The organism is Kribbella sp. NPDC049584 (assembly GCF_040675555.1).
GTDB lineage: Bacteria > Actinomycetota > Actinomycetes > Propionibacteriales > Kribbellaceae > Kribbella.
In genome coordinates, this window is sequence record NZ_JBFAPF010000002.1 from 217,677 (window position 1) to 243,246 (window position 25,570).

General features: G+C 65.6%; 31 protein-coding genes. 17 read left to right on the forward strand and 14 right to left on the reverse strand.

From position 1 onward, the window contains the following. The first annotated feature begins 81 nt into the window (after window positions 1–81). From AB0J62_RS07780 to AB0J62_RS07795, 4 genes are read left to right on the forward strand one after another with little or no spacing between them, the layout of a single operon-like run. Window positions 82–276, forward strand: a complete 195-nt coding sequence (locus AB0J62_RS07780) for a hypothetical protein (protein ID WP_131459272.1) — start codon at window positions 82–84, stop codon at window positions 274–276. Window positions 277–283: 7 nt separating this feature from the next. Next, on the forward strand, window positions 284–802 hold the full coding sequence (locus AB0J62_RS07785) for a DUF6879 family protein (protein ID WP_363865583.1): 519 nt from the start codon (window positions 284–286) through the stop codon (window positions 800–802). Then, window positions 783–1,631, forward strand: a complete 849-nt coding sequence (locus AB0J62_RS07790; protein ID WP_363865585.1) for a helix-turn-helix transcriptional regulator — start codon at window positions 783–785, stop codon at window positions 1,629–1,631. Before AB0J62_RS07785 ends, AB0J62_RS07790 begins: the two co-directional genes overlap by 20 nt. Window positions 1,632–1,686: 55 nt before the next feature. Next, a complete protein-coding gene (locus tag AB0J62_RS07795; protein ID WP_363865587.1) occupies window positions 1,687–2,100 on the forward strand; it encodes a hypothetical protein in 414 nt (137 codons plus the stop codon). A gap of 437 nt (window positions 2,101–2,537) precedes the next feature. On the opposite strand, the gene AB0J62_RS07800 is transcribed toward AB0J62_RS07795, so the two are convergent. After that, entirely contained in the window at window positions 2,538–3,095 is a 558-nt protein-coding gene (locus AB0J62_RS07800; RefSeq protein WP_363865589.1) for a dihydrofolate reductase family protein, read from the reverse strand. A 147-nt stretch (window positions 3,096–3,242) separates the two neighbouring features. Between AB0J62_RS07800 and AB0J62_RS07805 the strand changes: the two genes are divergently transcribed. Both AB0J62_RS07805 and AB0J62_RS07810 read left to right on the forward strand, forming a co-directional pair. Beyond that, window positions 3,243–3,782: a hypothetical protein gene (locus AB0J62_RS07805; RefSeq protein ID WP_363865591.1), complete on the forward strand. Its 540-nt coding sequence runs from the start codon at window positions 3,243–3,245 to the stop codon at window positions 3,780–3,782. Window positions 3,783–4,103: 321 nt separating this feature from the next. Further along, entirely contained in the window at window positions 4,104–4,370 is a 267-nt protein-coding gene (locus tag AB0J62_RS07810; RefSeq protein WP_363867712.1) for a hypothetical protein, read from the forward strand. Window positions 4,371–4,921: 551 nt separating this feature from the next. On the opposite strand, the gene AB0J62_RS07815 is transcribed toward AB0J62_RS07810, so the two are convergent. Beyond that, window positions 4,922–5,293: a VOC family protein gene (locus AB0J62_RS07815; protein WP_363865593.1), complete on the reverse strand. Its 372-nt coding sequence runs from the start codon at window positions 5,291–5,293 to the stop codon at window positions 4,922–4,924. Between the two features lie 229 nt (window positions 5,294–5,522). Between AB0J62_RS07815 and AB0J62_RS07820 the strand changes: the two genes are divergently transcribed. The 4 genes from AB0J62_RS07820 to AB0J62_RS07835 all read left to right on the forward strand — a co-directional run bounded on the left by AB0J62_RS07820 (window position 5,523) and on the right by AB0J62_RS07835 (window position 7,391). Beyond that, window positions 5,523–5,834 (forward strand): GNAT family N-acetyltransferase, encoded by a 312-nt coding sequence (locus tag AB0J62_RS07820; RefSeq protein WP_363865595.1) that lies wholly within the window; start codon window positions 5,523–5,525, stop codon window positions 5,832–5,834. 205 nt (window positions 5,835–6,039) lie between these two features. Continuing rightward, window positions 6,040–6,429, forward strand: a complete 390-nt coding sequence (locus AB0J62_RS07825) for a DUF6193 family natural product biosynthesis protein (RefSeq protein ID WP_363865597.1) — start codon at window positions 6,040–6,042, stop codon at window positions 6,427–6,429. Window positions 6,430–6,534: 105 nt separating this feature from the next. Next, window positions 6,535–6,948 (forward strand): DUF6086 family protein, encoded by a 414-nt coding sequence (locus tag AB0J62_RS07830; RefSeq protein ID WP_363865599.1) that lies wholly within the window; start codon window positions 6,535–6,537, stop codon window positions 6,946–6,948. A gap of 110 nt (window positions 6,949–7,058) precedes the next feature. Beyond that, window positions 7,059–7,391 (forward strand): hypothetical protein, encoded by a 333-nt coding sequence (locus AB0J62_RS07835; protein ID WP_363865601.1) that lies wholly within the window; start codon window positions 7,059–7,061, stop codon window positions 7,389–7,391. 39 nt (window positions 7,392–7,430) lie between these two features. Here AB0J62_RS07835 and AB0J62_RS07840 read toward each other — a convergent pair whose 3' ends face one another. Next, window positions 7,431–7,718, reverse strand: a complete 288-nt coding sequence (locus AB0J62_RS07840; RefSeq protein ID WP_363865603.1) for a hypothetical protein — start codon at window positions 7,716–7,718, stop codon at window positions 7,431–7,433. Between the two features lie 1,480 nt (window positions 7,719–9,198). On the opposite strand from AB0J62_RS07840, the gene AB0J62_RS07845 reads away from it, so the two are divergent. Then, window positions 9,199–9,687 carry a DUF1269 domain-containing protein gene (locus AB0J62_RS07845; RefSeq protein ID WP_363865605.1) on the forward strand — a complete coding sequence of 163 codons (489 nt, stop codon included), beginning with the start codon at window positions 9,199–9,201 and terminating at the stop codon, window positions 9,685–9,687. 445 nt (window positions 9,688–10,132) lie between these two features. Here AB0J62_RS07845 and AB0J62_RS07850 read toward each other — a convergent pair whose 3' ends face one another. After that, window positions 10,133–10,801 (reverse strand): Type 1 glutamine amidotransferase-like domain-containing protein, encoded by a 669-nt coding sequence (locus AB0J62_RS07850; protein WP_363865607.1) that lies wholly within the window; start codon window positions 10,799–10,801, stop codon window positions 10,133–10,135. A 316-nt stretch (window positions 10,802–11,117) separates the two neighbouring features. Between AB0J62_RS07850 and AB0J62_RS07855 the strand changes: the two genes are divergently transcribed. Then, complete coding sequence (locus AB0J62_RS07855; RefSeq protein ID WP_363865609.1) at window positions 11,118–11,522, forward strand: NUDIX domain-containing protein; 405 nt, start codon at window positions 11,118–11,120, stop codon at window positions 11,520–11,522. An 81-nt stretch (window positions 11,523–11,603) separates the two neighbouring features. Continuing rightward, window positions 11,604–12,134, forward strand: coding sequence for a hypothetical protein (locus tag AB0J62_RS07860; protein ID WP_363865611.1), 531 nt, complete (start codon window positions 11,604–11,606; stop codon window positions 12,132–12,134). Between the two features lie 72 nt (window positions 12,135–12,206). On the opposite strand, the gene AB0J62_RS07865 is transcribed toward AB0J62_RS07860, so the two are convergent. Next, window positions 12,207–12,722, reverse strand: coding sequence for an ATP-binding protein (locus AB0J62_RS07865; RefSeq protein ID WP_363865613.1), 516 nt, complete (start codon window positions 12,720–12,722; stop codon window positions 12,207–12,209). A 163-nt stretch (window positions 12,723–12,885) separates the two neighbouring features. On the opposite strand from AB0J62_RS07865, the gene AB0J62_RS07870 reads away from it, so the two are divergent. Continuing rightward, the gene (locus AB0J62_RS07870; RefSeq protein ID WP_363865615.1) at window positions 12,886–13,563 is read left to right on the forward strand and encodes a hypothetical protein; all 678 of its coding nucleotides are present in this window, start codon (window positions 12,886–12,888) and stop codon (window positions 13,561–13,563) included. A 117-nt stretch (window positions 13,564–13,680) separates the two neighbouring features. Here AB0J62_RS07870 and AB0J62_RS07875 read toward each other — a convergent pair whose 3' ends face one another. The 5 genes from AB0J62_RS07875 to AB0J62_RS07895 all read right to left on the reverse strand — a co-directional run bounded on the left by AB0J62_RS07875 (window position 13,681) and on the right by AB0J62_RS07895 (window position 18,049). Then, window positions 13,681–14,268 carry a macro domain-containing protein gene (locus AB0J62_RS07875; protein WP_363865617.1) on the reverse strand — a complete coding sequence of 196 codons (588 nt, stop codon included), beginning with the start codon at window positions 14,266–14,268 and terminating at the stop codon, window positions 13,681–13,683. 48 nt (window positions 14,269–14,316) lie between these two features. Then, window positions 14,317–15,807, reverse strand: coding sequence for a serine hydrolase domain-containing protein (locus tag AB0J62_RS07880; protein ID WP_363865619.1), 1,491 nt, complete (start codon window positions 15,805–15,807; stop codon window positions 14,317–14,319). A gap of 94 nt (window positions 15,808–15,901) precedes the next feature. After that, window positions 15,902–16,546 (reverse strand): dihydrofolate reductase family protein, encoded by a 645-nt coding sequence (locus tag AB0J62_RS07885; RefSeq protein WP_363865621.1) that lies wholly within the window; start codon window positions 16,544–16,546, stop codon window positions 15,902–15,904. An 82-nt stretch (window positions 16,547–16,628) separates the two neighbouring features. Beyond that, window positions 16,629–17,294, reverse strand: coding sequence for a dihydrofolate reductase family protein (locus tag AB0J62_RS07890; protein ID WP_363865623.1), 666 nt, complete (start codon window positions 17,292–17,294; stop codon window positions 16,629–16,631). An 80-nt stretch (window positions 17,295–17,374) separates the two neighbouring features. Next, window positions 17,375–18,049 (reverse strand): DUF4097 family beta strand repeat-containing protein, encoded by a 675-nt coding sequence (locus AB0J62_RS07895; RefSeq protein WP_363865625.1) that lies wholly within the window; start codon window positions 18,047–18,049, stop codon window positions 17,375–17,377. Window positions 18,050–18,199: 150 nt separating this feature from the next. On the opposite strand from AB0J62_RS07895, the gene AB0J62_RS07900 reads away from it, so the two are divergent. After that, the gene (locus AB0J62_RS07900; protein ID WP_363865627.1) at window positions 18,200–19,144 is read left to right on the forward strand and encodes an ATP-binding cassette domain-containing protein; all 945 of its coding nucleotides are present in this window, start codon (window positions 18,200–18,202) and stop codon (window positions 19,142–19,144) included. After that, entirely contained in the window at window positions 19,141–19,884 is a 744-nt protein-coding gene (locus AB0J62_RS07905) for an ABC transporter permease (protein WP_363865629.1), read from the forward strand. The genes AB0J62_RS07900 and AB0J62_RS07905 overlap by 4 nt, the downstream gene beginning before the upstream one ends. On the opposite strand, the gene AB0J62_RS07910 is transcribed toward AB0J62_RS07905, so the two are convergent. Together AB0J62_RS07910 and AB0J62_RS07915 are read right to left on the reverse strand one after the other, a co-directional pair. Next, entirely contained in the window at window positions 19,868–22,999 is a 3,132-nt protein-coding gene (locus AB0J62_RS07910; protein ID WP_363865631.1) for a BTAD domain-containing putative transcriptional regulator, read from the reverse strand. The genes AB0J62_RS07905 and AB0J62_RS07910 overlap by 17 nt on opposite strands. A 23-nt stretch (window positions 23,000–23,022) precedes the next feature. Next, complete coding sequence (locus AB0J62_RS07915) at window positions 23,023–23,697, reverse strand: TetR/AcrR family transcriptional regulator (protein WP_363865633.1); 675 nt, start codon at window positions 23,695–23,697, stop codon at window positions 23,023–23,025. 79 nt (window positions 23,698–23,776) lie between these two features. Between AB0J62_RS07915 and AB0J62_RS07920 the strand changes: the two genes are divergently transcribed. Beyond that, the gene (locus tag AB0J62_RS07920) at window positions 23,777–24,247 is read left to right on the forward strand and encodes an SRPBCC domain-containing protein (RefSeq protein ID WP_363865635.1); all 471 of its coding nucleotides are present in this window, start codon (window positions 23,777–23,779) and stop codon (window positions 24,245–24,247) included. On the opposite strand, the gene AB0J62_RS07925 is transcribed toward AB0J62_RS07920, so the two are convergent. Both AB0J62_RS07925 and AB0J62_RS07930 read right to left on the reverse strand, forming a co-directional pair. Continuing rightward, on the reverse strand, window positions 24,233–25,120 hold the full coding sequence (locus tag AB0J62_RS07925) for an alpha/beta hydrolase (protein ID WP_363865637.1): 888 nt from the start codon (window positions 25,118–25,120) through the stop codon (window positions 24,233–24,235). The two genes, AB0J62_RS07920 and AB0J62_RS07925, sit on opposite strands and share 15 nt — an antisense overlap. After that, entirely contained in the window at window positions 25,120–25,560 is a 441-nt protein-coding gene (locus AB0J62_RS07930; RefSeq protein ID WP_134097168.1) for a DUF1801 domain-containing protein, read from the reverse strand. Before AB0J62_RS07930 ends, AB0J62_RS07925 begins: the two co-directional genes overlap by 1 nt. Window positions 25,561–25,570: the final 10 nt, after the last annotated feature.

Genomic DNA, 25,570 nt, shown 5'->3' on the forward strand with positions numbered 1-25,570 from the left:
AACATCCCTTGACCGCAACTGTGCGCAAGCGGAGGGTAATCACCGAGAACCAACCGCAACCACTCGCAGGGGAGTACCAACATGCGTCTCACATTGGTCGCCGGTGACCCAGACTCCATCCCCGACAACTCGCCCACCCTCTACAAGACCGACCGCGGGAGCTGGGTCGTGCAAGGCTGGGTCGTCACCGATCCTGAGGCCTTGAGCCAGCTCAACGTGCCCGAGGGCGAGACTGTCGTCGAGATCCCCGACCGGATGATCCCGTTCTTCAAGTAGGAGGATCGTGCAGGAACTCACCTACAGCCAGTTCCAGGACCTGACGGCCTCGATCAAGCGCAGTGCTGTGCACCTCGAGACTCGCGATGCCTATGGCACTGAGACCGAACTCCCACACATGGCCAGGTGGGCGGCGGGTGAGCCCGATGACCTGGATTGGCTCCAAGGCTGGTGCGACAAGGTCCGGGATCACGTGCAGCAAGGTCGGTCGGTTCGGCGGGCCAAGATCGTCTCGGAGCCCTTGAGCGACTACCAGCGCTGGGCTCATAGCCTGGTTGGCCCGATGGTCGACGCAGGCGAGGATATCCGCTGGGTGCCGCGCCGCTCGGTGTCGTCGATCTGCATCCCTGGCAACGACTTCTACGTGCTCGATGACGAGCAAGTTGTCTTCTTGCACTACGCCGGCTCCGGTCTCAACACCGCTCTCACCCTCTCTACCGATCCAGCCGACGCCGAGCTGTGCCGCACCGCCTTTGAACGGGTGTGGGCTCTGTCTGTGCCACACCGTGACTACCAGCCCGAATAGTGCAGCCAAGAAGGCGCAGGAAGCTCTCGGCCTGCGCCTTCGCTCGCTACGCCTCGATGCTGGTCTGACGGCTCGCGAGCTGGCCAGTGCTACCGCGTGGCACTTCACGCGCATCAGCAAGATCGAGAACGGCATCCAGCGACCCACCGACGCCGACATTCGCACTTGGTGCGCGGTTTGCGCCGCCGACGGCGAGGTCGCCGACCTGATCGCTCAAGCGCGCTCCATCGAGTCGATGTACATGGAGTTTCGGCATCGCACCCGGACCGGCCTCAAGCAGCTCATGCGCTCGCCGGTTCCGCTGTATCAGCGAACCGCACAATTCCGCATCTACGAACACAATGTCATTCCTGGGCTCTTCCAGACGGCCGGCTACATCCGAGCCATGTTGCCGTTCTGGTTCACCTTCCTCGGCGTGCGCAACGACCTGGACGAGTCGGTCGCCGCCCGGCTCGAAAGACAATCCGTCCTGTACGACGGCGCCAAGACCTTCTCGGTGGTCCTGGAGGAGGCTTGCCTGCGGACACCCCTCGGGGATACCGAGACCCTCCATGGCCAGCTCGACCGCCTGCTCTCGATCATGAGTCTGCCCAACGTCTCACTCGGCATCATCCCGTCGATGACGGTTCGCGATGTCATCGGCTCAGCCGGCTTCTGGATCTTCGATGACACACTCGTGAAGCTAGAGACGCCCACTGCCAGCATCGAGGTCTCCCAACCTCACGAGATCGACCTCTACGCCACGATGTTCGAGCATCTCCGCAGCTGGGCCGTCTACGGTCGCGACGCCCGCGGTCTCATCATCCGCGTCCAGGGCGAATTGGGGTAGCAACTGTTCGCAACAACCTGGTAGTTGCCGGTGGCACCTTCGTAACGTCATTGGTATGACGGCAACGGTGGTCCGCCCCGGTGGTCAACAACGCATACATGCATCCGGCGCCTGCTACTCACTCTCTTGCAGCTGCAGCCCCAAGGACCTCCACCAGCCGATCGCGCACTCACGCGCCTACGCCTATCTGCGCGAACACCTTCTGGTATGCATCTCCGAAGTCAACCGCACAAAAGAGCGCCTGGCGCAGTTCGCTGCGGACTCCGGCATTGAGTTGGCGGGCACATTCGTGGAAGAGGACCCACGGCGGCCGGCTGCCTTCGAGCGACTGCTTCAGGCTGTCACTCGCGATGAGGTCGAAGTGGTCCTCCTGCCAAGCCTGCTGCACCTGGCAGTCCTCGGATCTCCCGGGAGTATCAAGGGTTACTTCGAGGCCGCAACCGGTGCCCGAGTCATCACGATGGCCTGACCGCTTCCTCCCACAGTCCGGCGAGGCGGTATCTGATCCCTGCATCGATGCCGCCTCGCCGCTCCAATGCAGCCTGTGCTTGGCTACGCCAGTCTGGAACGACCTTGCCATCCTTAGCCCGTCTGCGTCAGCCAGTAGATCCCCTGGTCGAGGACCACGGCCCGTCGACTGCACGCCCGGCTCGTCCCGCAGATCCCCCTCTCGGATCTTCCGCAGCACCTCGAACATGGGATCGAGTACGTCTGGGCGGTTGGAGTAACGCCTCAGGCCCTCCACCGCAGGTCAGAGGCCGGTCTTCCATTCGGGAGGCTGGCCTCTTGCAGGAGCCGGGGGGCTAAGTGTCCGTGAGCTCTTTGCCTTCGAGGAGTCGGTCGGCGCGACAAGTGCGGGGAGGACGCCGGGCTGCCGGTGAGCTGGCCGCGATGGACTCCTGTGATTCAGTGCGCGCGGCGGTAGTGCATGGCCACCACGCCGTTGTGCAGCGGCTCCGCCGAGAGAAGCTCGAGTTGGCGCGTGCTGGGCAGCCCTCCCTGGTACAGCGTCGGGCCGTGGCCGGCGATCATGGGGTGGACGAGCAGCTTGTACTCGTCGATCAGGTCCAGCCGATCGAGCTCCGTTGCGAGCTTGCCGCTTCCGAGGAGGACCCCGGACGGAGTCTCGTCCTTGAGTTTCTGCACGCCCTCACGCAGATCGCCGGCGATGTGGTGGCTGTTGACCCACGGGAAGTCTTTGCGCGTCGAGGACACCACGTACTTGGGTTTGGCCTCCAGCTTGACCGCCCACTCGCGCATGGCCGGCGGCGCATCCTCGTCGCCGCGGGCGACGGCCGGCCAGTAGGTCTCCATCATCTCGTACGTGACGCGACCCCACAGCATTGCGCCGCCCTCGTCCATGAGATGGGTGAAGTAGGCGTGCGTCTCGTCGTCGGCGATCCCCTCTTGGTGGTCGACGCAACCGTCCAGGGTGACGTTGAGGCTGAAGGTGAGAAGTCCCATGCCCGGCGAGTTTAACGCCACCACGGCGGCCCGTCCGTCGTCCGCCGTACCGCCCTCGGTGAAGCCCAAGTAGATCGGGGACGATCTCGTCGACGCCCATTGCGCACGTGACTTGTCATCCACAAAACGACGAAGAAGGATCGTCCTATGGGCGCTGACCGGGATCGTTCGCCGCGGGCTTTGCTGATCACCGGGCCTGTGGGGGTGGGCAAGACCTCGGTGGCGGAGGCTGTGGGGGATTTGCTTGCTGGAGAGGCGATTCCGCACGCTGTGATCGACCTCGACTGGCTGGCTCGTTACTGGCCCAGCACAACGGATGATCCGTTCAACTTCGCCTTGGAGTTGCGCAACCTTCGGAGCGTGGCACGCAACTACCTCGACGCGGGCGCGGAGCGCCTGGTGCTGGCCGGCGTGGTCGAGAACCGAGCTGGTCGGGCGCGGTATGCCGAAGCGATCGGCGTTGACCTCGTCGTGTGCAGGTTGACCGCGGATCTGGGGGTCATCCGGCAGCGCCTCATCCAGCGCCACGGGAGTGGGGACGACGACGGCCTCAGATGGCACCTGCAGCGCTCGCTGGAACTCGAGCAGATCCTCGACCTGGCCGGGGTGGAGGACTTCACGGTGACCACCGATCGCCCGGTGGCCGACGTAGCAAAGGCCGTGGTCACTGCGTCAGGCTGGGTGTGAGCACGCGCCGTCCGATCAGGCCGCGAGTACAGAGGCCAACTCGTCGACGGGTGCTACGGAGGTACCTTCTGCGCCAACCAGAGAACCAGGCCGTGCACAGCACCGCTAGGCCGACCGCTCGGCGCGCGGTAAGGGCGAGAATGTTCGCGGCCCGGATCGCTCCGCGGTTCACGTGCAGCCGTGTGATGTCCATCCCGCTGCGTAAGCTGTTGGCTCGTGCAGCTATCTGTTATGTCAGTGTCGTTCGATCCGAAGGACTGAGCCGTGCCCGATCGACCTGAGATTGTGTGCATCTGCGGTTCTACTCGGTTCACGGAAGAGATGCTCGTGGCGAACCGTGGCCTGACGCTCGCGGGTGTCATCGTCGTCGCACCAGCCGTCTTCAGCTGCCCCGAGGATCGCGAGACAGACGCCAAGATCACCGACGAGCAGAAGGCCGCGCTGGGCGCACTCCACCTGCGAAAGATTGACCTGGCTGACCGAGTTCTGGTGATCAACCCTGGCGGGTATATCGGCGAGTCCACGAGCCGGGAGATCGCGTACGCTCACGCCACCGGCAAGCCAGTGTCATTTAGCGACCCCGTCTGACCGGTCAACGCTTCGCCGTGCGGGGGCAACGAGGTCTCTATCAGGCCCTAGTCGGAGCTCAGATCGGCCAATGAAGCCTTAGAGGCTCTCGACCTGGCGGACGAGGTCATTGACGAGTCCCAGCGGTACGGATACGGCCAGGTCCCAGGTCTCCTCGTCGTACCCGATCATGATCGTCGCCGTTCCCCATCTGAGCACCAGAAGACACCGGCACCCGCTGACGTTCCTACCTTCGCGACTCGGCGCGAGTTCCAATCCATGGCGCGGATGTCCAGCGCTCCCGACAGCCAGAGATCAGCTGGCGGAGAGTCTCGCGGACTTGTCGCCGGAGGACACGTCGCGGGCCCATCTGTGATCCGCCAACAGATGCGCGACACATGTCCGCCAACTGATGTGCGACAGGCTAGACGTCTGGCGACCAACTAAGAGGCAGCCGGCAACGGACGGATCTGCCTAGATCAGGATGTTGGGCTGCAGTCTGTTGTGCGACGTCAGCATTCGATCCGCTGGCCGCTGTATGCGCGCGACGGATGTCAGTGTCGGGGACTCGGCTATCTCGCCGAACCTGAGGTCGGCGGTGGCACGAAGACGCAGAACTCGTTTCCTTCCGGGTCGGCGAGTACGAACCATCGGAAGCCATGTTCGGTGAGTTCGGTGGAGAGTCGGCGTGCGCCCAGCTGCTCCAGTCGCTCCACCTCGGCCGGTAAGTCCTCGACTCGAACGTCAAGGTGCATTCGATTCTTGCCCTGCTTGGCTTCCGGAACTTCCTGCAATAGCAGCGTTGGTGCTGAGCTGGGCGTGGTCAGGCTGAGGTACGGCGGTGCGTCGAAGGCGCGTCGATACCCCAGCGGTCGGAGGACGTTCAGCCAGAACCCTGCTTGGGCTTCGATGTCGATGCAGTCGAGCGTCACTACGATTTCCATCCCGGAACGGTACGCAACAGAGGGCTACCATCGCGACGGACTTTCTGTTGCGCACGGCCCGCGCAGGCGCGAGTCCGCGACGTGCTGACGCAGGCCGTGTATCCGTTGCGAGGGTGACACGATGATCCAATGCCTGAGTACACACGGTTCGTGTCCGCACATCTCGACGCGATACTGCGACTCTGTACCGGTGAAGGCTAGCCGTCGTTCCCCCGACCCGGCACGTGCCATGCGTGTGCTGACGGCCCCAGGCGTCACCACGGTCGTCGCACTTGACCAGGGGGATGTCGTTGGGTTCGCCGAGCTCTTCAGCGATGGAGAATTACAAGCGTTCCTCGCCAACATGGTCGTCGACGAGACTCACCGCGGCGAGGGGATCGGGCGCGCCATGGACAATGAGGCTCTGCGCCTCGCTGGCGGGGAGCGGATAGATCTGCTCAGTCAGGACGACGCGACCGACTTCTACCGAACGTTTCCTCACTTCGAGAAGCCTGGCTTCCGCCTCTATCCGTTCTATCAAGACAGCACCGCAAGCAGCTGATGGCGAACCCGGCACAGCGGGGGCGACTGGCACTGGACCGAGTCTCGCATGGGGTTGGTCTCTGCCCACTCCGAATGCCGCCCAGCTGCGCTAGGCAACAAACGCACTCTCTGTGCCAAAACTCTCGGATCTGCCGCCGAGAGCGACGCGCGACCGTGCCGATGTTCGTGCCTTGATTGCGATCGCGTCTGCAACACTGTTCGCCGTGACTGAGAGGGTGGAGGAGGCGATGCTGGCTGAATGGGTGACCCTGCGCTCGCTATGGGGCGGAGACGACAGTTGGGTCGGTGACGCGCTACGCCCAGTCATCGACTCCGCGTTCGCTACTCCGGAGCTACGCGCGCTGTTTCCGTTCACCAGCCATAACAGCCTGTGCTTCAGCAGGTGCTCCTCCTACCCGTACACCCTCGATTCACCCTGCATCGCGGCCTGGCCGGACGAGTACATCGTCCAAGCATCGTGGGCTGCGACTGACGAACCGCGCCCTGAGCTTGTCCGTACGACCGACCTCGAGCTGGCGATCACGACGGTCATAGACAACCTGCCACCAAACCGTGCCGTATGGCTGGGCGATGCAGATCGTGCTCCGGACTGACGCCCGAACGTCCGTATCTGCCGCGATCCGAGCTCGTGACGAACGAGGGAGGCAGGACGCTGGCGATGCGTCTATCCTCATTCGGGTGAACGAAGAGCCGGCCGGATGAGCCAGTACTACCAGGCTCGTGACAACGTGCTGTGGAACCCGTCATCAAGGGTCTCCCGAGTGTTTCACGCCCAGGTCCGCCTCTTCGAAGACGAACTGTCGTTGGCATCCGGCGTGGGGCCAATGGAGGCCGACGAGTGCGAAGTCGATGTCGAGCAATTCGGCACGTTCGCTGCGGCGCTCCTCACCTACCGTGGATCCTCGAACCACCAGATTCTCCGCGCCATGATGGACGGGTTCGTCCTCACGGTTCTTGCCCTCGCCGAGAGAGCTGGCGTCGAGGTCCGGCCATCCGGCCTCGTCGGCCGTCAACACGACGTCCAGGTTGACAATGGGCAAGCACCCTCAGGCGAACCCGAGGACCACCTGCGCCAGCGAGCGCATGCCATGCTGCGCTTCATGCCGCGCTAGGCAGCAAACGCACTGACATGCCGCGCTCAGTGCGACCGTTGCGGGTCGCCGGGGCAGGCCGCCAGCCGAGAACATACCGGCCCCGCCTGCCCGTGGCTTACGCTCCGAGAGTGCCAGAGCGGATCATGTACCTCCAGCTCAAGACCGGATACACCACCGATCGTGGGCCGGCTTGGATCGCTCGCGTCCGATTCACTCGGACCTGGCGGACTGCCTACGTCCATGGGAGAACCCTGCGCCGAGTCACCGGGACCCCAAACGCCAACTTCGACTCAAACTTCTACGACGTCGACACCGGAGAAGAGTTCTGGATGTCAGGCCCGAAGCGCGACCGCACAGACAGCCGCTACTCCAACCAACAGCCGCTCGTCGACGACGACGCGCGAGAAGCGTACGAGGCCTTTCTGGCCGGCGCACCGCAACCAGGTCGGGAGAACGGCTAGCGGTACAAGCACTCATCTGCCGCGATCCGCGTGCAGATCTCAGGCGTCAAACGTGACCAGGCTGCGCGAGACCACGAACGTGGATCGATCAGATGCAGTCATGACCCCGTGCTCGAGGGTGACCGTCACACGGTCCCAATCAACTCGGCCGATAGAGCAGTCGATGTCTAGACGGCCAGGGACGGCAACGTCCCCGGCGCTGAGGACCGGCTCCTTGTCGACCATAAGGTGCGCCTTGCCGTCCACATCCGTGAGGCGAACTTCGAGCACACGCGGAAACGAGTCCTCATCGACCCATCGCATCGCCTCGACCTGAACCAAACCCACCGAGCCATAATTGCACGCATCTGCCGCGACGAGTGCACCTAATCCAGTGGCGGGCAGGCGAGCCGGCATCCCGGGGCGGCGGACTCACGCTGGTCGTGCTCAAACTCGTAAGCACACTCGCCGCACATGCCTTCGAAGTCGTTCCCAGTGCCGGGATGCTCACACCACGGATGACGACACTCCGCACAGACGCCCAGCTGCCGGAGCCGCCGGGCTCGCTCCCGACGCTCCCGATACCGTTCCAGGAAGCTGCTCACGCCAATGACGATGCCTCAATTCGCTTCCGGACATGCCGCGTTTCGTTCGCTTGTGGGGATGTGCGAACGGCGTCCTCAGACCTGGTGGCCGTCCGGAAGCCCTGTCCATTTGGAGGTTGGCGGGTAGGTGGCTGATATCGACACGACAGTGGCCGGCGGCAGCTCCGGCCGATGCCTGATGACCGTCAATCCTGGGTGCAATAGGTCAATCCCGCCATCGCCGACCCGCCGCATCAAGGGGGTGGCGGACCAACTGGAACAATCACCCCGACAGTTGCCGACTCAGGTTTGGATCGGTGCGGGCAGGTGTCGAGGTTGTCCGATCGCTGGCGATGCCGAAGTCGTCCTCGACGCGCGGTGGTCCGCAGTTCCCAGGCATGCCAGCGGGCGACGCGGCGGCCCCAGCCATGCGGAATGTGCGCATCAACCGCGGCGGTCGGGCGAAATCTGCCGGTCGATCGCTCCGAGCAGGGTTCTGAGATCACGTGCTCCCTGCCCCCAATCCACAATGGTGGTGCGTACTTTTGGGCCGCACTGCGCCTGGATCAGCGTCTGGTAGGGGCGGAGCCGGCGAAATTCGAGCTTGATCCGCAACCCTCAGGTCCAAAGGTTCGCTCCGCGATTGAACTCCGCGCCGGACGCAGACAGGCTGACCAGCCGTGGCTGCTGCATGGTGTGGGACACCTCATCGACCGCACCAACCACTGTTTCTACGGGCACAGGCAGGATGAGCGACCCGCTACTCCGCGCTACCCGCGTCGAGATGGCGTAGATGCGGGCGCGGGTACGGCGCTTCTCTGGTTCCATGGAGGCCTTCATACCCCAGCCTCGACCCGCTACGCCAAGCAGCGCACCAGTCGAGTCTTCTACAGGAAACGTCCGGATTGCCGCGATCCGCGCTTTCGCACTGTCGCAGATCAGTTGGCGGACGAGTGTCGCGGATCTGTCGCCGGAGGACACGTTGCGGGCCCATCACGCCTGACAAGTTTCTCTGCGTCTTCAAGTTTCTCTGCGTCTTCAAGACACGCCTTCAGGGACGAGGGCGCGTTCCTTGGTCGGCTGTCAGATTCATCCCGGTGGGGTGAGGTTGTCGCGGTTGGTGGAGGCGACGATGGGGGTGCGGCAGGGGCGTTGGTCATGCGGCGCTCGGTCGTGAGCTGACGAGAGCAGCGCAGCAACCGTGCTGACCGGCGCTCGGGTTGGTTGAATGCGAGGAGGGCACCATGACCGCCTTTACGGTGTGGAAGTTCGACAGTCCGGGTGGAGCTGAGGGCGCTGCCACGATCTTGAAGGGCTGTGAGGCAGACGGGCTTGTGAAGGTCCTCGACCACGCGGTGGTCTCGTGGCCCGAAGGCGACGCGCATCCGACCACCAAGCAGAGCCATGAGGAAACCTGGCGTGGGACCGGGTGGGGGGCCTTGTGGGGAGTTCTCATCGGTGCCCTCTTCTTCGTGCCCGTCATCGGTGGCGTCGCCGGAGCCGCGATCGGCGCTATCAGCAAGTCGACACAAGATGCCGGGATCACCAAGGAGCAGCTGCACAAGATCCGCACCGAGGTCACACCCGGAACCTCGGCCCTCTTCGCGGTCACTGAGGAAGGTGATCTCGATCGGGTTGGCGAACGCTTCCATGGCATGCACAGCAAGCTCATCGACACGAACCTCACCGACGCTGAGCGTCAGGTCTTGATGGAGACCTTCGGCGGCAAGTAGCACCGAGCGGTTCCGTCGAGCAGCCTCAGGAAAGCACCTCTCAACAAATCGCGAGCGTCCGCGATGGCGACAGTGCCGAGGCGGAGTCTGGGCCGCTGAGGCACCCGCGTGGGAGCCGGCGTGCCATGGGCGGTCCGCCAGCATGAGGTCAGGAGGCCGCCGGATCCTGGATGAGTACGCCGCCACCGGGACGATGACCGACACCGTCGGCGCTGCCGAGACTGCCGCGGCGCTTACGCGCCCTGTCTCCGTCTGATATCCCCGTGCGAGCGATGAGGGAACTGGCCGGGCCGCAGAGGAGATGAGGCTTGGGCGGCTATGCGGGGAAGGCCTTCGAGACTGCCGCGGCGCTCACGCGCGGACCTGCTTCCGTCTGATATCCCCGGGCGAGCGATCAGAGAACGAGCCGGGGCGCACAAGAAGAGCATCGGGAGACTGTCGGCGGCTATGCGGGGAAGGCCTTCCAGTGTCCCTCGGAGACGATCTCGACGGTGCCGTGGGTCACTTTGATGGCGGTTTGGTCGTCGATGGCGTAGGCCGGGCCTGCGATGTCGGCTGCCCATCTTTCCGCGTCGGCCATGGCGTTCTGCGGCATCTGCTCGTGGTCCAGGTGCGGGTAGATCGAGAAGTCGACGACCCCGAGTGCGCGGTCGTCCGGCGCAGAAGGCCAGTTGACGAGGTCGTTGCCGATCCGCGGTGTCATCACCATGCTGCCGGCGCTGAGCCCTACCCAGACCGTCTCAGGTAGCGACGAGATGACATTCGACAGCCCGGACTGCTGCATCCAGTGGTACAAGTACGTCGCGTCGCCGCCGTCCACCAGGAGTACGTCGGCCTCTCGGACCCACGGCACCCACCGCTCCTCGCCGATGCTTGGCAGCGCGGTGAGCTCCAGGACGCCCAAGGAAGCCCAGCCCAGGCCGGTCAGCATGTGAAACGGAGGCTCGGCGGCGACGACGCTTCGCACCGAGGCGGGCCCGAGCATCGGGTGGCCCCATTGCGCTGTGGGGATACAGAGCGCACGAGACTCCGAGATCGGCTTGCCCAGCAGGTCGACCAGCGCATCGCGGATGCTCTCGTTCGTAATGCCTCCGGATGTGAGAAGGAGCTTCACAACGCCTCCCGAATTGGGTACGACGTAGGCACTGCGGATGCGTCCTCACTTGGCTCCTTGCGTCTTGTCTTGTGGCACCGTGGGACTCGCCACCATTGACCTGTTTCTACACCAAGCCCACGACGTTTTCCGGAGCGTCGGCAACGCCCCAGGCAACGACAATCGATGACCACGGCTGTACTGCGCTGGTCGTCGTCGGCAACATCGAGGGGGGACCAGCGACCACTTCGGCTGTTTGCTTGCTCGCGTATGACCCGCTCATCAGCACGCCGAGCGCTGCGCGGTAACCGTCGGCGTTCGCGTCTAAGGTGCTGCCATGGTTGTCCCGGTTTCGATCTCAGTGGCTGCGCTTGTGCGCGACGGTCTCGTGCTTCTGGTGCATCGCCATCCGTCGCGTCGGGCGTATCCCGACTGCTGGGACCTTGTCGGCGGACATGTCGAGTCGGGCGAGTTGCCTCAGCAGGCCGTCAGCCGGGAGTGCCTTGAAGAACTTGGTGTCCAGATCCACGACCCCGTGCCCATTCCGATGGTGGTCAGCGACCGGGGTCTCGACGTACACGCGTTTCTCGTCACGCGATGGGACGGAGAACCCGTCAACGCAGCACCCGAGGAGCACGACGATCTGCGCTGGTTCCGGCCCAGCGATCTTGCAGACTTGAAGTTGGCCCACCCAGCCAGCCTGCCGAACCTCCTGAGCGCCATCCGGGCCGCAACTGGCTAGCCGCTACGAACCGTGCCTCGTCAACCAGTGAGTCAACTACCCTGCACCCGGACCTCCCGCGAAACGCAAGGGCGACTGAACGTGTCTCAGCCTGATTATGCGATCTTTCTGAACGGTGGATATGGGGTTGGCAAGTCATCTGTCGTTGAGCATGTGGGTGATCTGCTCGCGAAGGCAGGTAGGCCGTTCAGCCTGATGGACGTTGACTGGTTCCACCGCGCCTGGCCGCCTGCCGAGCAAGACAACGCTCTTGTTGAGGCTCGCAACATAGCGGCGGTCTGGGAGTGCTACCGATCTGTGGGTCCGCGCCAGTTGGTCATGTGCGGGGTGATCGGGGCCGAAGTTGATCGAGAACGCTACGCGGCCGCAGTCGACTGCGATATTCGGATGGTTCGTCTCACTGCCGATGCTGCCATCATCAGGAAGCGATTGCGGGGCCGTTATAGCGCTAGCCAGAGATCGGCTTTGGAGTGGCACTTGGAGCGCTGCGATGAGGTGGCCGCCCGCCTGGAGGTCGCGGATCTGGATGAACTGGTCATCGACACCAGCGCTCTCGGGCCGCTAGAGGTAGCCGAGCGCACGCTGCGACACTTCGGTCTGCTGGAGAGCTAGCTACCTTTCACGCATTCTCACAAGTGCCTTATAGACAAGGCGAAATGGGTGTCATCCTCCTGGTTATGAAGGTCACGAGGCCGTCGGTGGCCAGTGGTGGGTGCGCCATTCGTTCCAGGTTGCGAATCCGGGCGGTGGGGGATCGATGGGCTCGCTGCCGTCGAGTTCGCCTGGGGTTGGGATCTCGATGCTGGCGGCCCACTCGGCGAGTTCCTCGTCGGACATGGGCCAGGTCGTGTGTGGTGCTTCGGCCTGGCGTTGGTCGAGTCGTTTGCGTTGTTCGGCTGCGGGGAGTTCGAAGTACAGCATCTCCACGGTCGCGCCGATGTCTGCTGCGGCCTGCCGGAGAGCGGAGCGTTCGTCGCGGCTCCAGAGGCCGTAGTCGACGACGACGTTGGTGCCGAGTTCGAGAGAGCGCAGCGCGATCTCGATCAGCCGTCCTTCGATCACGCGCTGGGCCGAGTCCGGGTTGTCGTGCCCGTACAGAGCCTTGACCCATTCGTCCTTTGTCAGGCGAAGTGCGCTGTGCTCGATCTCTATGCCCCGCGCGGCCGTGGTCTTCCCGGTGCAGGGGAGTCCTACGGTCAAGAACAGAGTTGGTTGCCTGGTCATCACCGCCCATCCAAGCACCACCGGGAATCAGGCAAGGCTCGGGGCAGCCGAAGGGGTTGGGGTGGAGCAGCATGTAGTTATGGCGGCGAGGGATTTGGTGTTCGAGGTGGGGGACAGGGTCAGGACTTGGGGTCGGTTCGTGAGTGGTCCGGACGGTGATTGGTTGGATGTCGCCGGCGTGCATGATCTGGTCTTCAGACAACCGGGCTGGAAGTCGGATCGGTCGATCCGATTGATCGGGTCGGTCGCCGAGGCACTCCCTACCGACTCGGCACTGAATCACCGCCCGGGCTATGTCTCGGCGGTAGGGATATGGCGGGACGAGAGCATCGAGGTCGAGGCGATCTCGGCGGAGATCCCCGCGCCGGAGCCGCGTGCACTTTGGAGGGAACCGCCGTGCCCGGCGCCGCCAGGTGGCTGGCGGCACGGCACGGTGGACCTGGACTTCGATCTCGGCGACCTGGAGTCGTCTGGGGCGATGGTCCACCCCGTGATCTTCCGCCCCTCCGAAGACCAGGAAGTGCTCGTCGCCGCCACCGACGTGGACGCCGTGAGCCGAGAGTTGTCTCTGAAGATGCCACGGCAGCTCTGCGTCGTGCCTAGCCGCTTCACCCGCGCACAGCTCGATGAGGTGTACGACGTCCTGCATGCCAAGTGGCGAGACTGGCGCCTGGAATCCTTCGGCACCAGCTCGGACGAGCAAGCTCAACCGTTCATCGTGATCATGATGTTCCGGATCACCGCTGAGATAGCTGAATGGGCCGACGCGCTGCCCGAGGGACTGGTCCGCCTCGACCCAACGCTGAACCCGGCTTGACACCTCGGTCCGGCACTTGAGTCCTGGTGGCAGCTCAGTCACTGAGCTTGGCCAGTGCTGCGAGGAGTTCGTTGCCTTGTTCATCGGGTTCAGACGTCCGCCATGGGACGGATCGTGTTACACGGGTCGCTGTAGGAGTTGCTCGCGTTGGGAGATGCGGGTGGTGGCTGGTAGGCGCCACATGGTGTAGGCGGCGGCCATGAGTTGTGCGGCTCGGCGAGGTGGTACGCGGCCGTAGCCTGTGCCGAAGCCGGGAGTTGCGATTCTCGTGATCGGGTCAGTTGCGCGGTCGGCGGCTAGCAACGCGGCCCAGAAAGCGTCGTGTACGGCGAGGTCCATCTCACCTTTCAGAGGCATCGGCACGCGCATGGTCGGGGCATAGATGAGCCAACGGCACGGGTCGTCGTTAGTGGGGATCACGCTCGCTGATCCGACCGGTTGGTAGCCGTGATGTTCATCGGCGATCGTCGCCCACACTGAGCGCTGGACTTGGGGCCAGTAGCCGGCGAGCGCCCGATCGACCCCGCCGTCCATCTGCCCGTAGCTGTTTCCCGCTGTCAGTACGGCATCTACCTCGGACAGCGCGTCGAGCAATGAACCCTGGCGTACGTCGACCGCGCCCTCGCTGATCTGCGTGGCGAAAACCTCGCGCCACGCCGAGCAGAGATCGGTGTCGAGGTCAACAAGAAGCAGGTGGGGTTGCATCACGCCGACCATACGACACCAACGTCGACGTACCTGGGCCGGCGTGGGCTACGCGACGTCGGGGCGGGTCATCAGGGGGGACTGCAGGTGGAGGGTCAGGTTGGGGCCGGTTAAGGGGACGGTGTTCCAGGTTGTGGTGGCGGTGGTGCCGGTGATGGTCAGGTGGACTCGGTGGGGGGTGGTGATGACGTAGAGGTCGGCTACGAAGGTGTCGTCCTGCCAGGCGGCGGAGGCTACGACTGGGCGGCCGAGGGGGGAGCTTTCTTGCCAGGCGTTGTGGCCGGCCTTGATGGTGAGGGACGGGCCTAGGTGGATGAGCCAGCCGTTGGAGGTGAGGTCGACGGTGACTGGGGTTCCGTCGGGGAGGGCGGAATTGTCGGGGGAGGCGTCGATGGTCGCCTTGATCGAGCGGGTGCCGAGGGTTGCCTTGGCGGAGCGGGTGCCGAGGGCTGCCTCCGCGGAGGGGGTTGCCTTGGCGGAGGGTGTTGGGGCGGCCGAACCCAGGACCGTTGGCATGGAGAGTTGTTGGAGGCGGTTGGTGAGGCGGGAGTCGTCTTCGGGGGTTGCGGGGGTGGCGTCGAGTAGGTGGTCCCAGAAGAGGCCGGGGAGGACGTTTGTGGGGCCGACGGCGCCGGTGAAGGCGATGACGAGGTTGTGGGACGGGACGACCACGCAGTACTGGCCGAAGGAGCCGTGGCCGAAGTACCCATGGCGGGAGATCCAGAACTGGTAGCCGTAGCCGGAGACGAAGTCGGGGTTCGGCAACCAGTTGGGGAGCGGGAGGGTCTCGATGTGGCGCCGAGTTGCGAGCTCGACCCATTCGGGCGGGACGAGTTGTTGGTCGCCCCAACGGCCGCCGCGGAGGAGCAGCTCGCCGAAGGCGGCGATGGCCTCGGTTGTGAGATGCAGGCCGTGGAATCCGAACGCGGCGCCGCTCGCCACGCGGTCCCATTCGGCGCCCTCGATGCCGATCGGCTTGAACAGGCGCTCGTCGAGGAACTCGGGGAGTTCGCGGCCCGTGACCCGTTCAACCATCCGCGCGAGGATGAAGGTGGTCGCGTTGTCGTAATCGTGCTGCGTGCCCTCAGCCGCGAGAAACGGTGCGCGCAGGAACCCCTTCACCAGATCGCTGGGCTCCAGCTCCCATGCTTCCTCGAGGCTGTCCTTGCCGTGCCCGGCTGTCATCGACAGCAAATGGTGAACGGTGATGCGGCGGCCCTGCTCCGAGATTTCGGAAGGAACGTGATCAGACAGTACGTCGACCACCCGGTCGTCCAGCGACAGTAGTCCGTCGTGGATCGCGAGTCCGACAGCGATCGACGTGAACGACTTCGTCAACGAGTACAGCAGGTGCGGACGCTCAGCGGAGTACGGCGCCCACCAGCCTTCCGCGACGACCTGACCGCCGTACACGATCATGATCGAGTGGCATTCGACGGACTGCCGTTCGAGCTCGTCCAGCAGCGCGAGGATCGCAGTGGACGAGATCCCCGCCGCGGCCGGAGTCGACCGCGGCAGGAGGGCGCGCTGAGAAGCCATCCGCGCACAGTAACAAGCCTGTCCGATCGGGTCATGCGATATACGCCCTTGCTCCCAAGGGCAAATCACCCCACGCACCGCTAGCTCCCTAGAGTTAGCGCCTGGCGGTGAAGGTCAGGTGAGTTACTCCGCTCGGAGTTGACACGGGCTCGATGGTGTAGGTCTGTTCGAGGGATTCGAGGCCGTCCCACAGGCGTACGCCGCGCCCCAGCAGGATCGGGACCTGGGCGACGTGCATGTAGTCGATCAGGCCTTCGGCCAGGAAGTCGCGGACCACGGTGGGGCCGCCGCCGATGCGTACGTCGGCGCCCGGGGCGGCCTCGCGGGCCTGGGCGAGAGCTTCGGCCGGGCCGGCATCGAGGAAGTGGAACGTGGTGCCACCCTCCATCTCGATCGACGGGCGCGGGCGATGGGTCAGAACGAAGACAGGAGTGTGGTACGGCGGGTTCGGGCCCCACCAGCCCTTCCAGTCGGGGTCGTCCTGCCATCCGGGCGGACCGAACTTGCCAGCACCCATGATCTCCGCGCCGATCCTTGGGTTGTGCTGCTCGGCGAACGCGTTGTCGACGCCCTGCGTGCCGCCGGAGAGGCCGTCCTGCGCGCGGAAGAACCGTGTGCCGACGAACCACTCGTGCAGCCGCTCACCGGCGTGCCCGAACGGGGCCTCCAGCGACTGACCCTCGCCGGTCGCAAAACCGTCCAGCGAAATCGAAAAGTTGTGAACCCGGACCTCAGCCATGGTTGTCGCTCCTTCAGCTCGATGGGAGATGCTCACCACCAGGTCGGAGCCGACGGAGCCGCTTTGACATGGGAAGAACGAATTATCGTTTCGAGGTCGTGTAGGTCAGATGAGTCACCCGGGGCGACGCGATCGAACGTGTCTGGTCCAGCGCGATGCGGTCCGGATCCACATGGTCGAACAGACGGATCCCGGTGCCGAACAGCACCGGCGAGAGGCTGATCGAGAACTCGTCGATGAGACCGCTGTTCAGGTACTGCTGGATCGTCTCGGCGCCGCCGGAGATGCGGATGTCGCGGTCGCCGGCGACCGCGCGTGCCTGGAACAGGGCGCTCTCGATGCCGTCGTTGACGAAGTGGAACGTCGTACCGCCCGGCCGCTCCCACGGCTCGCGCTCGGTGTGGGTAAGGACGAACACCGAGGTGTGGAACGGCGCCTCCTCCGGCCACGACAGTTCGCCGGCCTCGAACATCCGCTTGCCCATGATGTTGGCGCCGATGCGCTCGTGCGTCTCCCGGGAGATGTCGTTGTCGATCCCTTCCTCGCCGCCCTCTCCGAGCTTGAGGTTCTCCCGGAAGTGGCGCTGCGGGAACGCCCACGCCTGTAGTTCCGACCACTTCCTCAGCCAGCGCTGGGCCCTCGGATCGTCCCGACCCTCGGGTGTGAAGACGATCTCGGCCGGCACGTGCTCCGGTGCCATGAAACCGTCCAGCGACATCGTCACACCGAAGATCACCTTGCCGGCCATCAGTTCCTCCGCTCGATCCGAACCATGGCAAAATCATATGCCCATATCGGAAAGTGTCAACGCAGAGGGCCTCGGTGGGGTCATGCACGGCGGACGGTGATGTTGCCGCCGTGGGTGCGGGCGCGTACGGCGATGGTGTGGTCGGTCTGGTCGGTGGGGTCCAGCTCGTTGAATACGCGGCCGATCGAGGTGTGGGCATCCAGTTGGGCGGCGGTGCCGGCCGGTACGCCGACTGCGACGAAGCCAGTGGCGGTGTAGAGATCGGCTGCGCCGCTGCCGAGCTGCCCGACCTGGATGTCGCCGCTGGCCGTACGGGCGTTGACCGCCGACAACGCCACGTCGACGCTGATGTTGCCGGTGGCCGACTTGGCGCGCAGGTCGCCGGTGACCTTGCCGACCTGGATGTCGCCGTTCGCGGTCTTCAGTTGGCAGGAGCCGACCTCACCCTCGACGACGTAGTCGCCCTTGGCGGTGTAGCCCTGGACTTCTGACCCGGTCGGAAGCTCGATCAGTACGGCCACCTCGCCGTACTTCTTCGCGAACAGCGTCCGCAGCTTCGGGTGCTTAACCAGCAGTTTCCCGTCGGAGAACTCGATGACGACCTGCTCGGCGGCCTGTACGTCGAGGTCCCAGGCCGGGTCGACCGGGCGGACCTCGACGACGGTGTCGGTCCGGTCGCCGGCCTTGACGGTGACGTTGCCGAAGATGATGTCGACGTCGGCCGAGATCGGCGCGGGGGTGGCGAAGGTCGGCATGATGTCTGTCCTTTGCGAGAGTCGGTGATGACAAGGACGACTCTGACCGGGACGCCTGACACCGCACCGTCATGAGCGGAAGACAGGGGCGCTGACACGGTGTAGGCGGCGTGTCAGGTGCGTGTCAGGGCGGCTGCCGAAGGTAGTCCCATGACAACTTCGGCGATCGCGGTCTCAGGACTGCGCAAGACATTCGGCGACAAGACCGTGCTCGACGGCATCGACTTCGACGTACCCGCGGGCACCGTCTTCTCCCTGCTCGGCCCGAACGGGGCCGGCAAGACGACAACGGTCAACGTGCTGACCACGTTGATCAAGGCCGACAGCGGCACGGTCCGGGTGGCCGGGCACGACGTCGCCGCCGACGCCAAGGCGGTCCGCTCGGCGATCGGGGTCACCGGTCAGTTCGCGGCCGTGGACGAGCTGCTGACCGGCCGGGAGAACCTCCAGCTGATGGTCGACCTCAGCCCGGTGGCGGCCAAGGACGGCAAGCGGATCGTGACCGACCTGCTCGAGCGCTTCGACCTGGTGGAGTCGGCCGACGAGTCCGCGGCGACGTACTCCGGAGGTATGCGACGCAAGCTCGACCTGGCGATGACGCTGGTCGGCAACCCCCGGATCATCTTCCTGGACGAGCCGACCACGGGTCTGGACCCGCGGAGCCGACGGACGATGTGGACGATCATCCGCGAACTGCTGGCCGACGGCGTGACGATCTTCCTCACCACGCAGTACCTGAACGAGGCCGACCAGCTCGCCGACCGGATCGCGGTTCTGAACAAGGGCAAGTTGGTTGCCGAGGGCACCCCTGAGGAGCTCAAGCGGCAGATCCCCGGCACGCATGTCCGGTTCCGGTTCGCCGGCTTCGACGACCTCGAGGCCGCCGCCGGGATCCTGCCGGAATCGACCCGTGACGATGACGCGCTGACGCTGCGGGTCCCGAGCGACGGCGGGACCAAGTCGGTCCGCGCGCTGCTCGACCGCCTCGACGAGCACTCGCTCGACGCCGAGGAATTCTCCGTCCACACCCCTGATCTCGATGACGTTTTCCTGGCCCTGACCGGCCACGACACCGCGGAGGTAGTCGCGAAATGAAGAACCCCTCGATGGTGATGCTGCGCCGCAACTTCAAGCACATCGCCCGCAACCCCACCTCGGTCTTCAATGCAGTGCTGATGCCGGTCGTGGTCATGCTGATGTTCGTCTACATGCTCGGCGACGCGTTCAGCGTCGGCGTCCCGTACGTCGATTACGCGACGCCCGGCATGCTCCTGCTAGCGGTTTGCTACGGTCTGGGATCGGTGGCCACGTCGGTCAACTCCGACATGACCAAGGGCATCATCAACCGGTTCAAGGTGATGGACGTACCGCGGGGCGCGGTGCTGACCGGTCACGTGATCGCCAGCCTGATGACCAACCTGATCGCGATCGCGGCCATCATCGGGGTGGCGTTCGCGCTCGGGTTCAACCCGTCGGCGAGCTTCGTCCAGTGGCTCGGTGTGATCGGCATCGTCGTACTGCTCGGTCTCGCTACCGGCTGGCTGACCGTTGCTCTCGGCCTGTTCGCGAAGACCCCGGAGACCGCGGGCCTGGCTTCGGTGCCGCTGATCATGCTGCCGTTCTTCAGCAGCGCGATCGTGCCGGCCGACAAGATGGGTCCGGGCGTGAAGCAGTTCGCGGAGTACCAGCCGTTCACGCCGATCATCGAGTCCCTGCGCGGGCTGCTGAACGGCTCGGCGGCGACCGGCGACCTGCTCGCCGCGCTCGCGTGGCTGATCGGGATCGCGGTCGTCGGCTACGTCTGGGCGACCTCGACCTTCAAGAAGCGAGCGTGACCCGGACCAACTCGGACCAGTCCGCCTGCCGTCCCTCTTCAGTCGCCTCGGTGAACCGCGTGTCACCGAGGCGACTGCGCGTTTCCTGCTCGATCCGGGTCAGGTCGGGGTTGGACAGGTCCGGCAGGCCACCGACCACAGCGCTCGCGGCGAGGAGCCGGGCGGCCTGCTCGTCCTGATCGGTGCGCAACGCCAGATCCGCGATCCCGACGAGTGCCTTCGCGATGCCGGGGATGTAGCCGTTCTCGGTTGCCGCCTGGATCGCGGCGGTGCGGTGTTCCCAGGACTCGTCGAGATCCTCGGCGAGGTAGCCGAGGAGGTCGTGCCGCATCGTCCGCAGACTGGCCCGCTCGGCCTCCTGGCCCAGCAGGGTCGTCGCGACGGTGAGTTGTCGTCGTGCCTCGTCGTTGTCCCCGCTCCAGCGCGCGAGCTCCGCCTTGGACAGCGCCAGCTCGACCAGCGCCTCCGGCCACGCAACCCGTTCCGCCAGTCGCTGCGCCTCGGCCATCGCGGCGGCGCTTGACTCCAGGTCACCGGCGAGCCAGTACAGCTGTGCCTGCCGCGACCGCGTCCGTACGACGTCCTCGGTCGCGCCGACCTCGGTGGCGACCGCGATCGCCTGCTCGCAGTACTCGCAGGCGGCCGCGAAGTCGCCGCGGACGGCGACCCGATCGGCCAGCTCGGTCAGCGCGAACGACATGCCCCAGCGCTCCCCGATCGCGCGGAACTCGGCCAGCCCGGCCTCGAGCAGGGCGTCCGCTTCCGGATCGCCGTCGCCGAGCATGATCCGCATCTTTCCGGTCTGCAGGCGGGCCAGCGCGCGTACCCAGGGATCGTCGTCGGCAAGGAGTGGTTCGAAGGCCGACACGAACGCGCTCGGTCCCTCCAACAGACGCTCGAGGGCGGCCGACAGCTTCACAGCCGGGTGTGGGTTCTGGACCCGGCGGCTGACGTCGGCGGCCTTCCGGATCCAGTCCTCCGCGTTGTACTGGTCGCGCCCTCGCCCGGACGTCATCAGGTTCGTGACGAACGCGTACACCACGGCCCGAGTCTCATCGGACGCCTCACCGGGTACGGCGGGCGCAGCCATCAGGTACTCGTTGCCCTCGACCTTGTGTCCGGCGAACCACCAGTACCAGCCGGCCGCCGCGCCCAGCCGCATCGCTCCGTCGGCATCTCGAGCCGCGAGCGCGGCCCGCATCGCCGCGGCGATGTTGTCGTGCTCCGGTTCGAGAATGGCGAGCCATTCGAGCTGCTCGGCGCGACGAAGATGCGGGTCCGCGGTCTCGGTGAGCTCGGTGAAGTACGCGAGATGGGTACGACGGGTCAGATCCGACTCGCCCGCTTCATCGAGACGCTGCTGCGCATACTCCTTGATCGTGCCGAGCATCCGGTACCGCGGAGCGCCCTCGTCCTTCGTGACCACGAGGGACTTCTCCGTCAACGCGGTCAGCAGGTCGAGCACCTCCCACGACTCGACCTCTCCGCCGAGGCAGACCTGTTCGGCAGCTTCGAGGCTCGCGCCGCCGGCGAAGACCGAGAGTCTGCGCAGGACCGATCGCTCGGCGTCTGACAGCAGCTCCCAACTCCAATCGATCACCGCGCGCAACGTGCGATGCCGGGGGAGCGCCGTACGACTGCCGCCGGTCAGCAGGCGGAATCGGTCGTCGAGCCGGTTGGCGAGCTGCTCCAAAGACATGGTCCGCAGCCTGGCCGCGGCGAGCTCGATGGCAAGCGGCATACCGTCCAATGCCCTGCAAATGCGGGCCATCGTGGCCAACGTCTGTCCGTCCGCGGGGAGGTCTGCGCGCACTGCACCGGCGCGGTCCTGCAGGAGGCGAACGGCGGGTGAGGAGTCGATGTCGCCGCCGTCCGCGGGGACGGCGAGCGGTGCGACCGGCCAGAGCGCCTCGCCGGTGATGCCGAGCGGCTCGCGACTCGTCGCGAGGATCCGCAGTCGCGGGCACTCGCCGAGAACCCGGTGGGCGAACGACGCCGCCGACTCGATCACGTGCTCGCAGTTGTCGAGGATCAGCAACATGGCGCGCTCGCGGACCGCGGCGATCACGCGGTCCGTCGGATCTGCCTCCGGTACGTCGCCCAGCAGCGCGTCCCGGAGCGCAAGGGCCGATAGGGTCGCCTGCGCCACGTCGCCGTCGGGGCTGATGGCCGCGAGCTCGACCATCCAGGCTCCGTCGGGCAGATCGCCAAGGAGCGTACGCGCGGTCTCCGCGGACAGCCTGGTCTTTCCCGATCCGCCCGGCCCGATGAGTGTGGTGAGCCGGTGCTCGCCGATGAGATCGCGCACGGCGGCGACGTCGGCGTCCTTCCCGACGTACGTCGTGAGCTCTTCGCGCAGGTTGGTGTTGCGCTTCTCGTCCCGTCGTACCAGCTCGCCGCGGAGCAGGGCGACGTGGAGAGCGGAGAGCTCGGGAGAAGGGTCGACGCCGAGTTCGTCGGCGAGCGTTTCTCGGGTGCGCTCGAACACGCGGAGCGCTTCGGTGTCGCGGCCGGAGGCGACAAGGGCGCGCATCAACGCGGCGACAAGGCGTTCGCGGACCGGGTTCGCCGCGACGAGATCGGTCAGTTCGGTGACCATCTCGGCGCCGCGGCCGAGGGCGATCTCGGCGTCGTACCGATCCTCCATGGCGGTCAATCGGAGGCCGTTGAGCCGGGTCACAGCCGCGTCGAACGCACCGCTCTCGCTGAGACCGACGTCCTGCATCGCGGCACCGCGCCACAGTTCGAGTGCCTCGCGGAGCAGTCGGACGCCCTGCGGATCCTGGTCGGTGCGGGCCCGGGCAACGAGTCGTTCGAACCGTACGGCGTCCACCGCGTCGGGATCCACCTGCAACCGGTAGCCGTCCGTGTGACCCTCGACGGACCCTTCGGGGAGCACCTTCCGGAGCCGGGAAACCAAGCGCTGCAAGGCGTTCGCCGCGTCGGCCGGCGGCTGCTCACCCCAGATCCAGTCGACCAGCGTCGCCTTCTGAACCACGCGCCCCGGTTCGAGAGCCAGGGCAATCAGCAGCGCGCGCAACCGCGCGCCCGGCACGTCGGCGATGCCGCCATCGTCCGTACGAACCTCGAATGGCCCCAACATCCCGATCTGCACCCGGCAGATTGTGCCACGAGGCTCTAGCCCGCTTTGGTGACGTGCTCCGCCCTGTTCGGGAGCGTGGCAAGGCCCGCCTCGATCAGGCCGGCAGCGCGCTGGACCTCGGAGGCCGCGGCGTCGACTGCGTCCTGGATCGGCCGCCCTGGACGCAGGTGGGTCCGCAGTGCGCGGAACTGGATCTTCCACAGACCGAGCAGTGCGGCTGCGGCGACCTGAGGCTCCGGATCCGCGGGCTCGAGTCCGAACCGCGAGGCGAGTACTTCGGCGGCCACGTCGGCGAACCGCTCCGCGATGTCGCTCTGGTATGCCCGCAATGACGGCGCCTCCTGAATGAGGTCCCCGAACTTGCGGTAGCGGGCCACCGCCTCGACCTGGTCGGGCGCGGTCGTCAGGCTCGCGCTGAGGCCCTGCAGTTCGTCGTCGAGGACCTTCAGCATCGCGGCTACCGGGGGGAGTGCAGGGTCGGCCAGGTGGGTGCGCAATGCGTCGGCTGTCGGCTCCAGGCGGTCGAGGACCAGCGCCTCTTTGCTCGGGAAGTAGTTGAACACGGTCTTCTCGGAGACTCCGCAGGCCTCCGCGACATCGGCCACCCGTACAGCGTCGTACCCGTGCTCGAGGAACATCTGCGCGGCCGTGTCGGACAGTTGTTGGCGCATCGCGCGCTTCTTCCGCTCCCGCAGGCCCTCCGTACTCATGGCCGCAGACTACTACAGTCACCAGAAGTATGCTGTTACCCTAAATTTCTAGTCACTGAATCTTTTAGGGAGGGCTTTGATGGCCGAGATCAAGATCGTGTGCGACTACCCGCATTCGCCGAGGAAGGTCTGGCAGGCGATGACCGACCCGGACCTGATTCCCTACTGGACCTCGACCGGCCAGGGCGCCCGTGCGGTCGGGTTCGAGCCCGTCGTCGGCAACCGGTTCCAGTTCGTCGCCAAGCCGGTGCCCGGATGGCGGGGGATCGTCGACTGCGAGGTCCTGGAGGTCCGCGAACTAGAGTTCCTGCGCTACACCTGGGTCGGCTCCGAGGGCGAGCCACCGAGCTACGTCACCTATCTCCTGGAGCCCACGTCCGACGGCACCCGCTTCACCTACCACCACACCGGATTCGTGAGCCTCGGTGGGTTCGCGATGTCCAAACTCCTCGGCGCCGTCCGCAAGAAAATGCTGACCGTCGCCCTCCCAGCCCTCCTCGAAAACCTGGACGAGACCGGCACCCTCCGCACTCCCTCAACTGGTGCCTGAGGCAGCTTCCCGGATGCATCCGGCAACCAGTTCGGGCCGATCAATGTGAAGGTAGTGCCCGGAGTCGGGAACGACCTGGTGGCGGGCGCCGGACTGAGCGGCCACGCGATCCTGGACCGCGATGACTTGAGGAGTGAACTCCGCGGGCCTGCCCTTGGTGGCGGTGAGCAGGACGATCGGGATCTTCGGCCAGACGGCTCGCGTACGACGAGCGCCCAGGTCGTCGATGTGGTCGAGGATCATCGGCAGCTCGTCGAGATAGGTGAAGAGCTGGTCGTCGGTCTGCAGGTACGAGCGGCACGCCTCGGTCAGCAGGTGCTTCAGGGCTCGATCGGCCGCCACGCTGCCGGAGACATCGGTGGCCAGCTCGTCGCCGAAAGTCAGCACGTCCTTGGTGCGAGGGTCGTCCGCAGGCGGGCGGGTGCGGTCCGGGTGCGGTTCAGGCTCGGCGTCGCGCCAGAAGGTCTCATGCGACGGGTCGAGGAGGACGAGTCCGCTCACCAGCTCGGGCCGGTTCCAGGTCGCGAGCTGGGCGAGCAGCCCACCCCAGCTGTGCCCCACGATGACGGCCGGTCCGGCTTCCTCGAGTACGGCGGTCAGGTCGTCAAGCTGGAGGTCCACGCTCAAGGGAGCGGGATCGCTCGCGCCGTACCCTGCCCGGTCGTAGGCGATCACGCGGAAGTCGGCAGCCAATTCTCTGAAGACGGCCGCATACCCGACGACCGGCGACATCGCCCCTGCCTCGAGTACGACGCTCGGACCCGTGCCCGCCTCGATCCAGCGGAGTGCGCGACCTCCGCGGTCGAGTTCCCCGCGGGTGGCAGCACGTCCGACCAGTGCGTGGAACGCCGTGAGGGCTCGGTCTGGCGTCATTACGAGCGGACGGCCTTCTTTACCAGGGTGATGAGCTTCCTTTCGATTGCCGGGGTGAGTTTGTTGACGGCGTACGAGGTGGGCCACAGGTCGCCGTCGTCGATCTTGGCTTCGTCGCTGAAGCCGAAGGTGGCGTAGCGGGCCTTGAACTTGGCCGCATCCTGGAAGAAGCAGACGTTCTTGCCGCCGAGGGTCCAGCCGGGCATGCCGTACCAGAGTTTCGGGGACAGCTCCGGCACCTCGGCCGCGATCAGGTCGTGCAGCCGCTGGGCCATCTCGCGGTCGCCGTCGGCCATGCCCGCGATCTTCGCCAGTTGCGCCTCGGTCGGGTCCTGCTTGCTCTTCAGGTCCTTCGCGTGCTCCTTCATCGCGGCGACCTCGTCCTCGGTGAACCCCTCGTACGACTTGCCCTTGGCTGCTGTCTTCTTCGTGGTGGCCATCGGAGTGTCC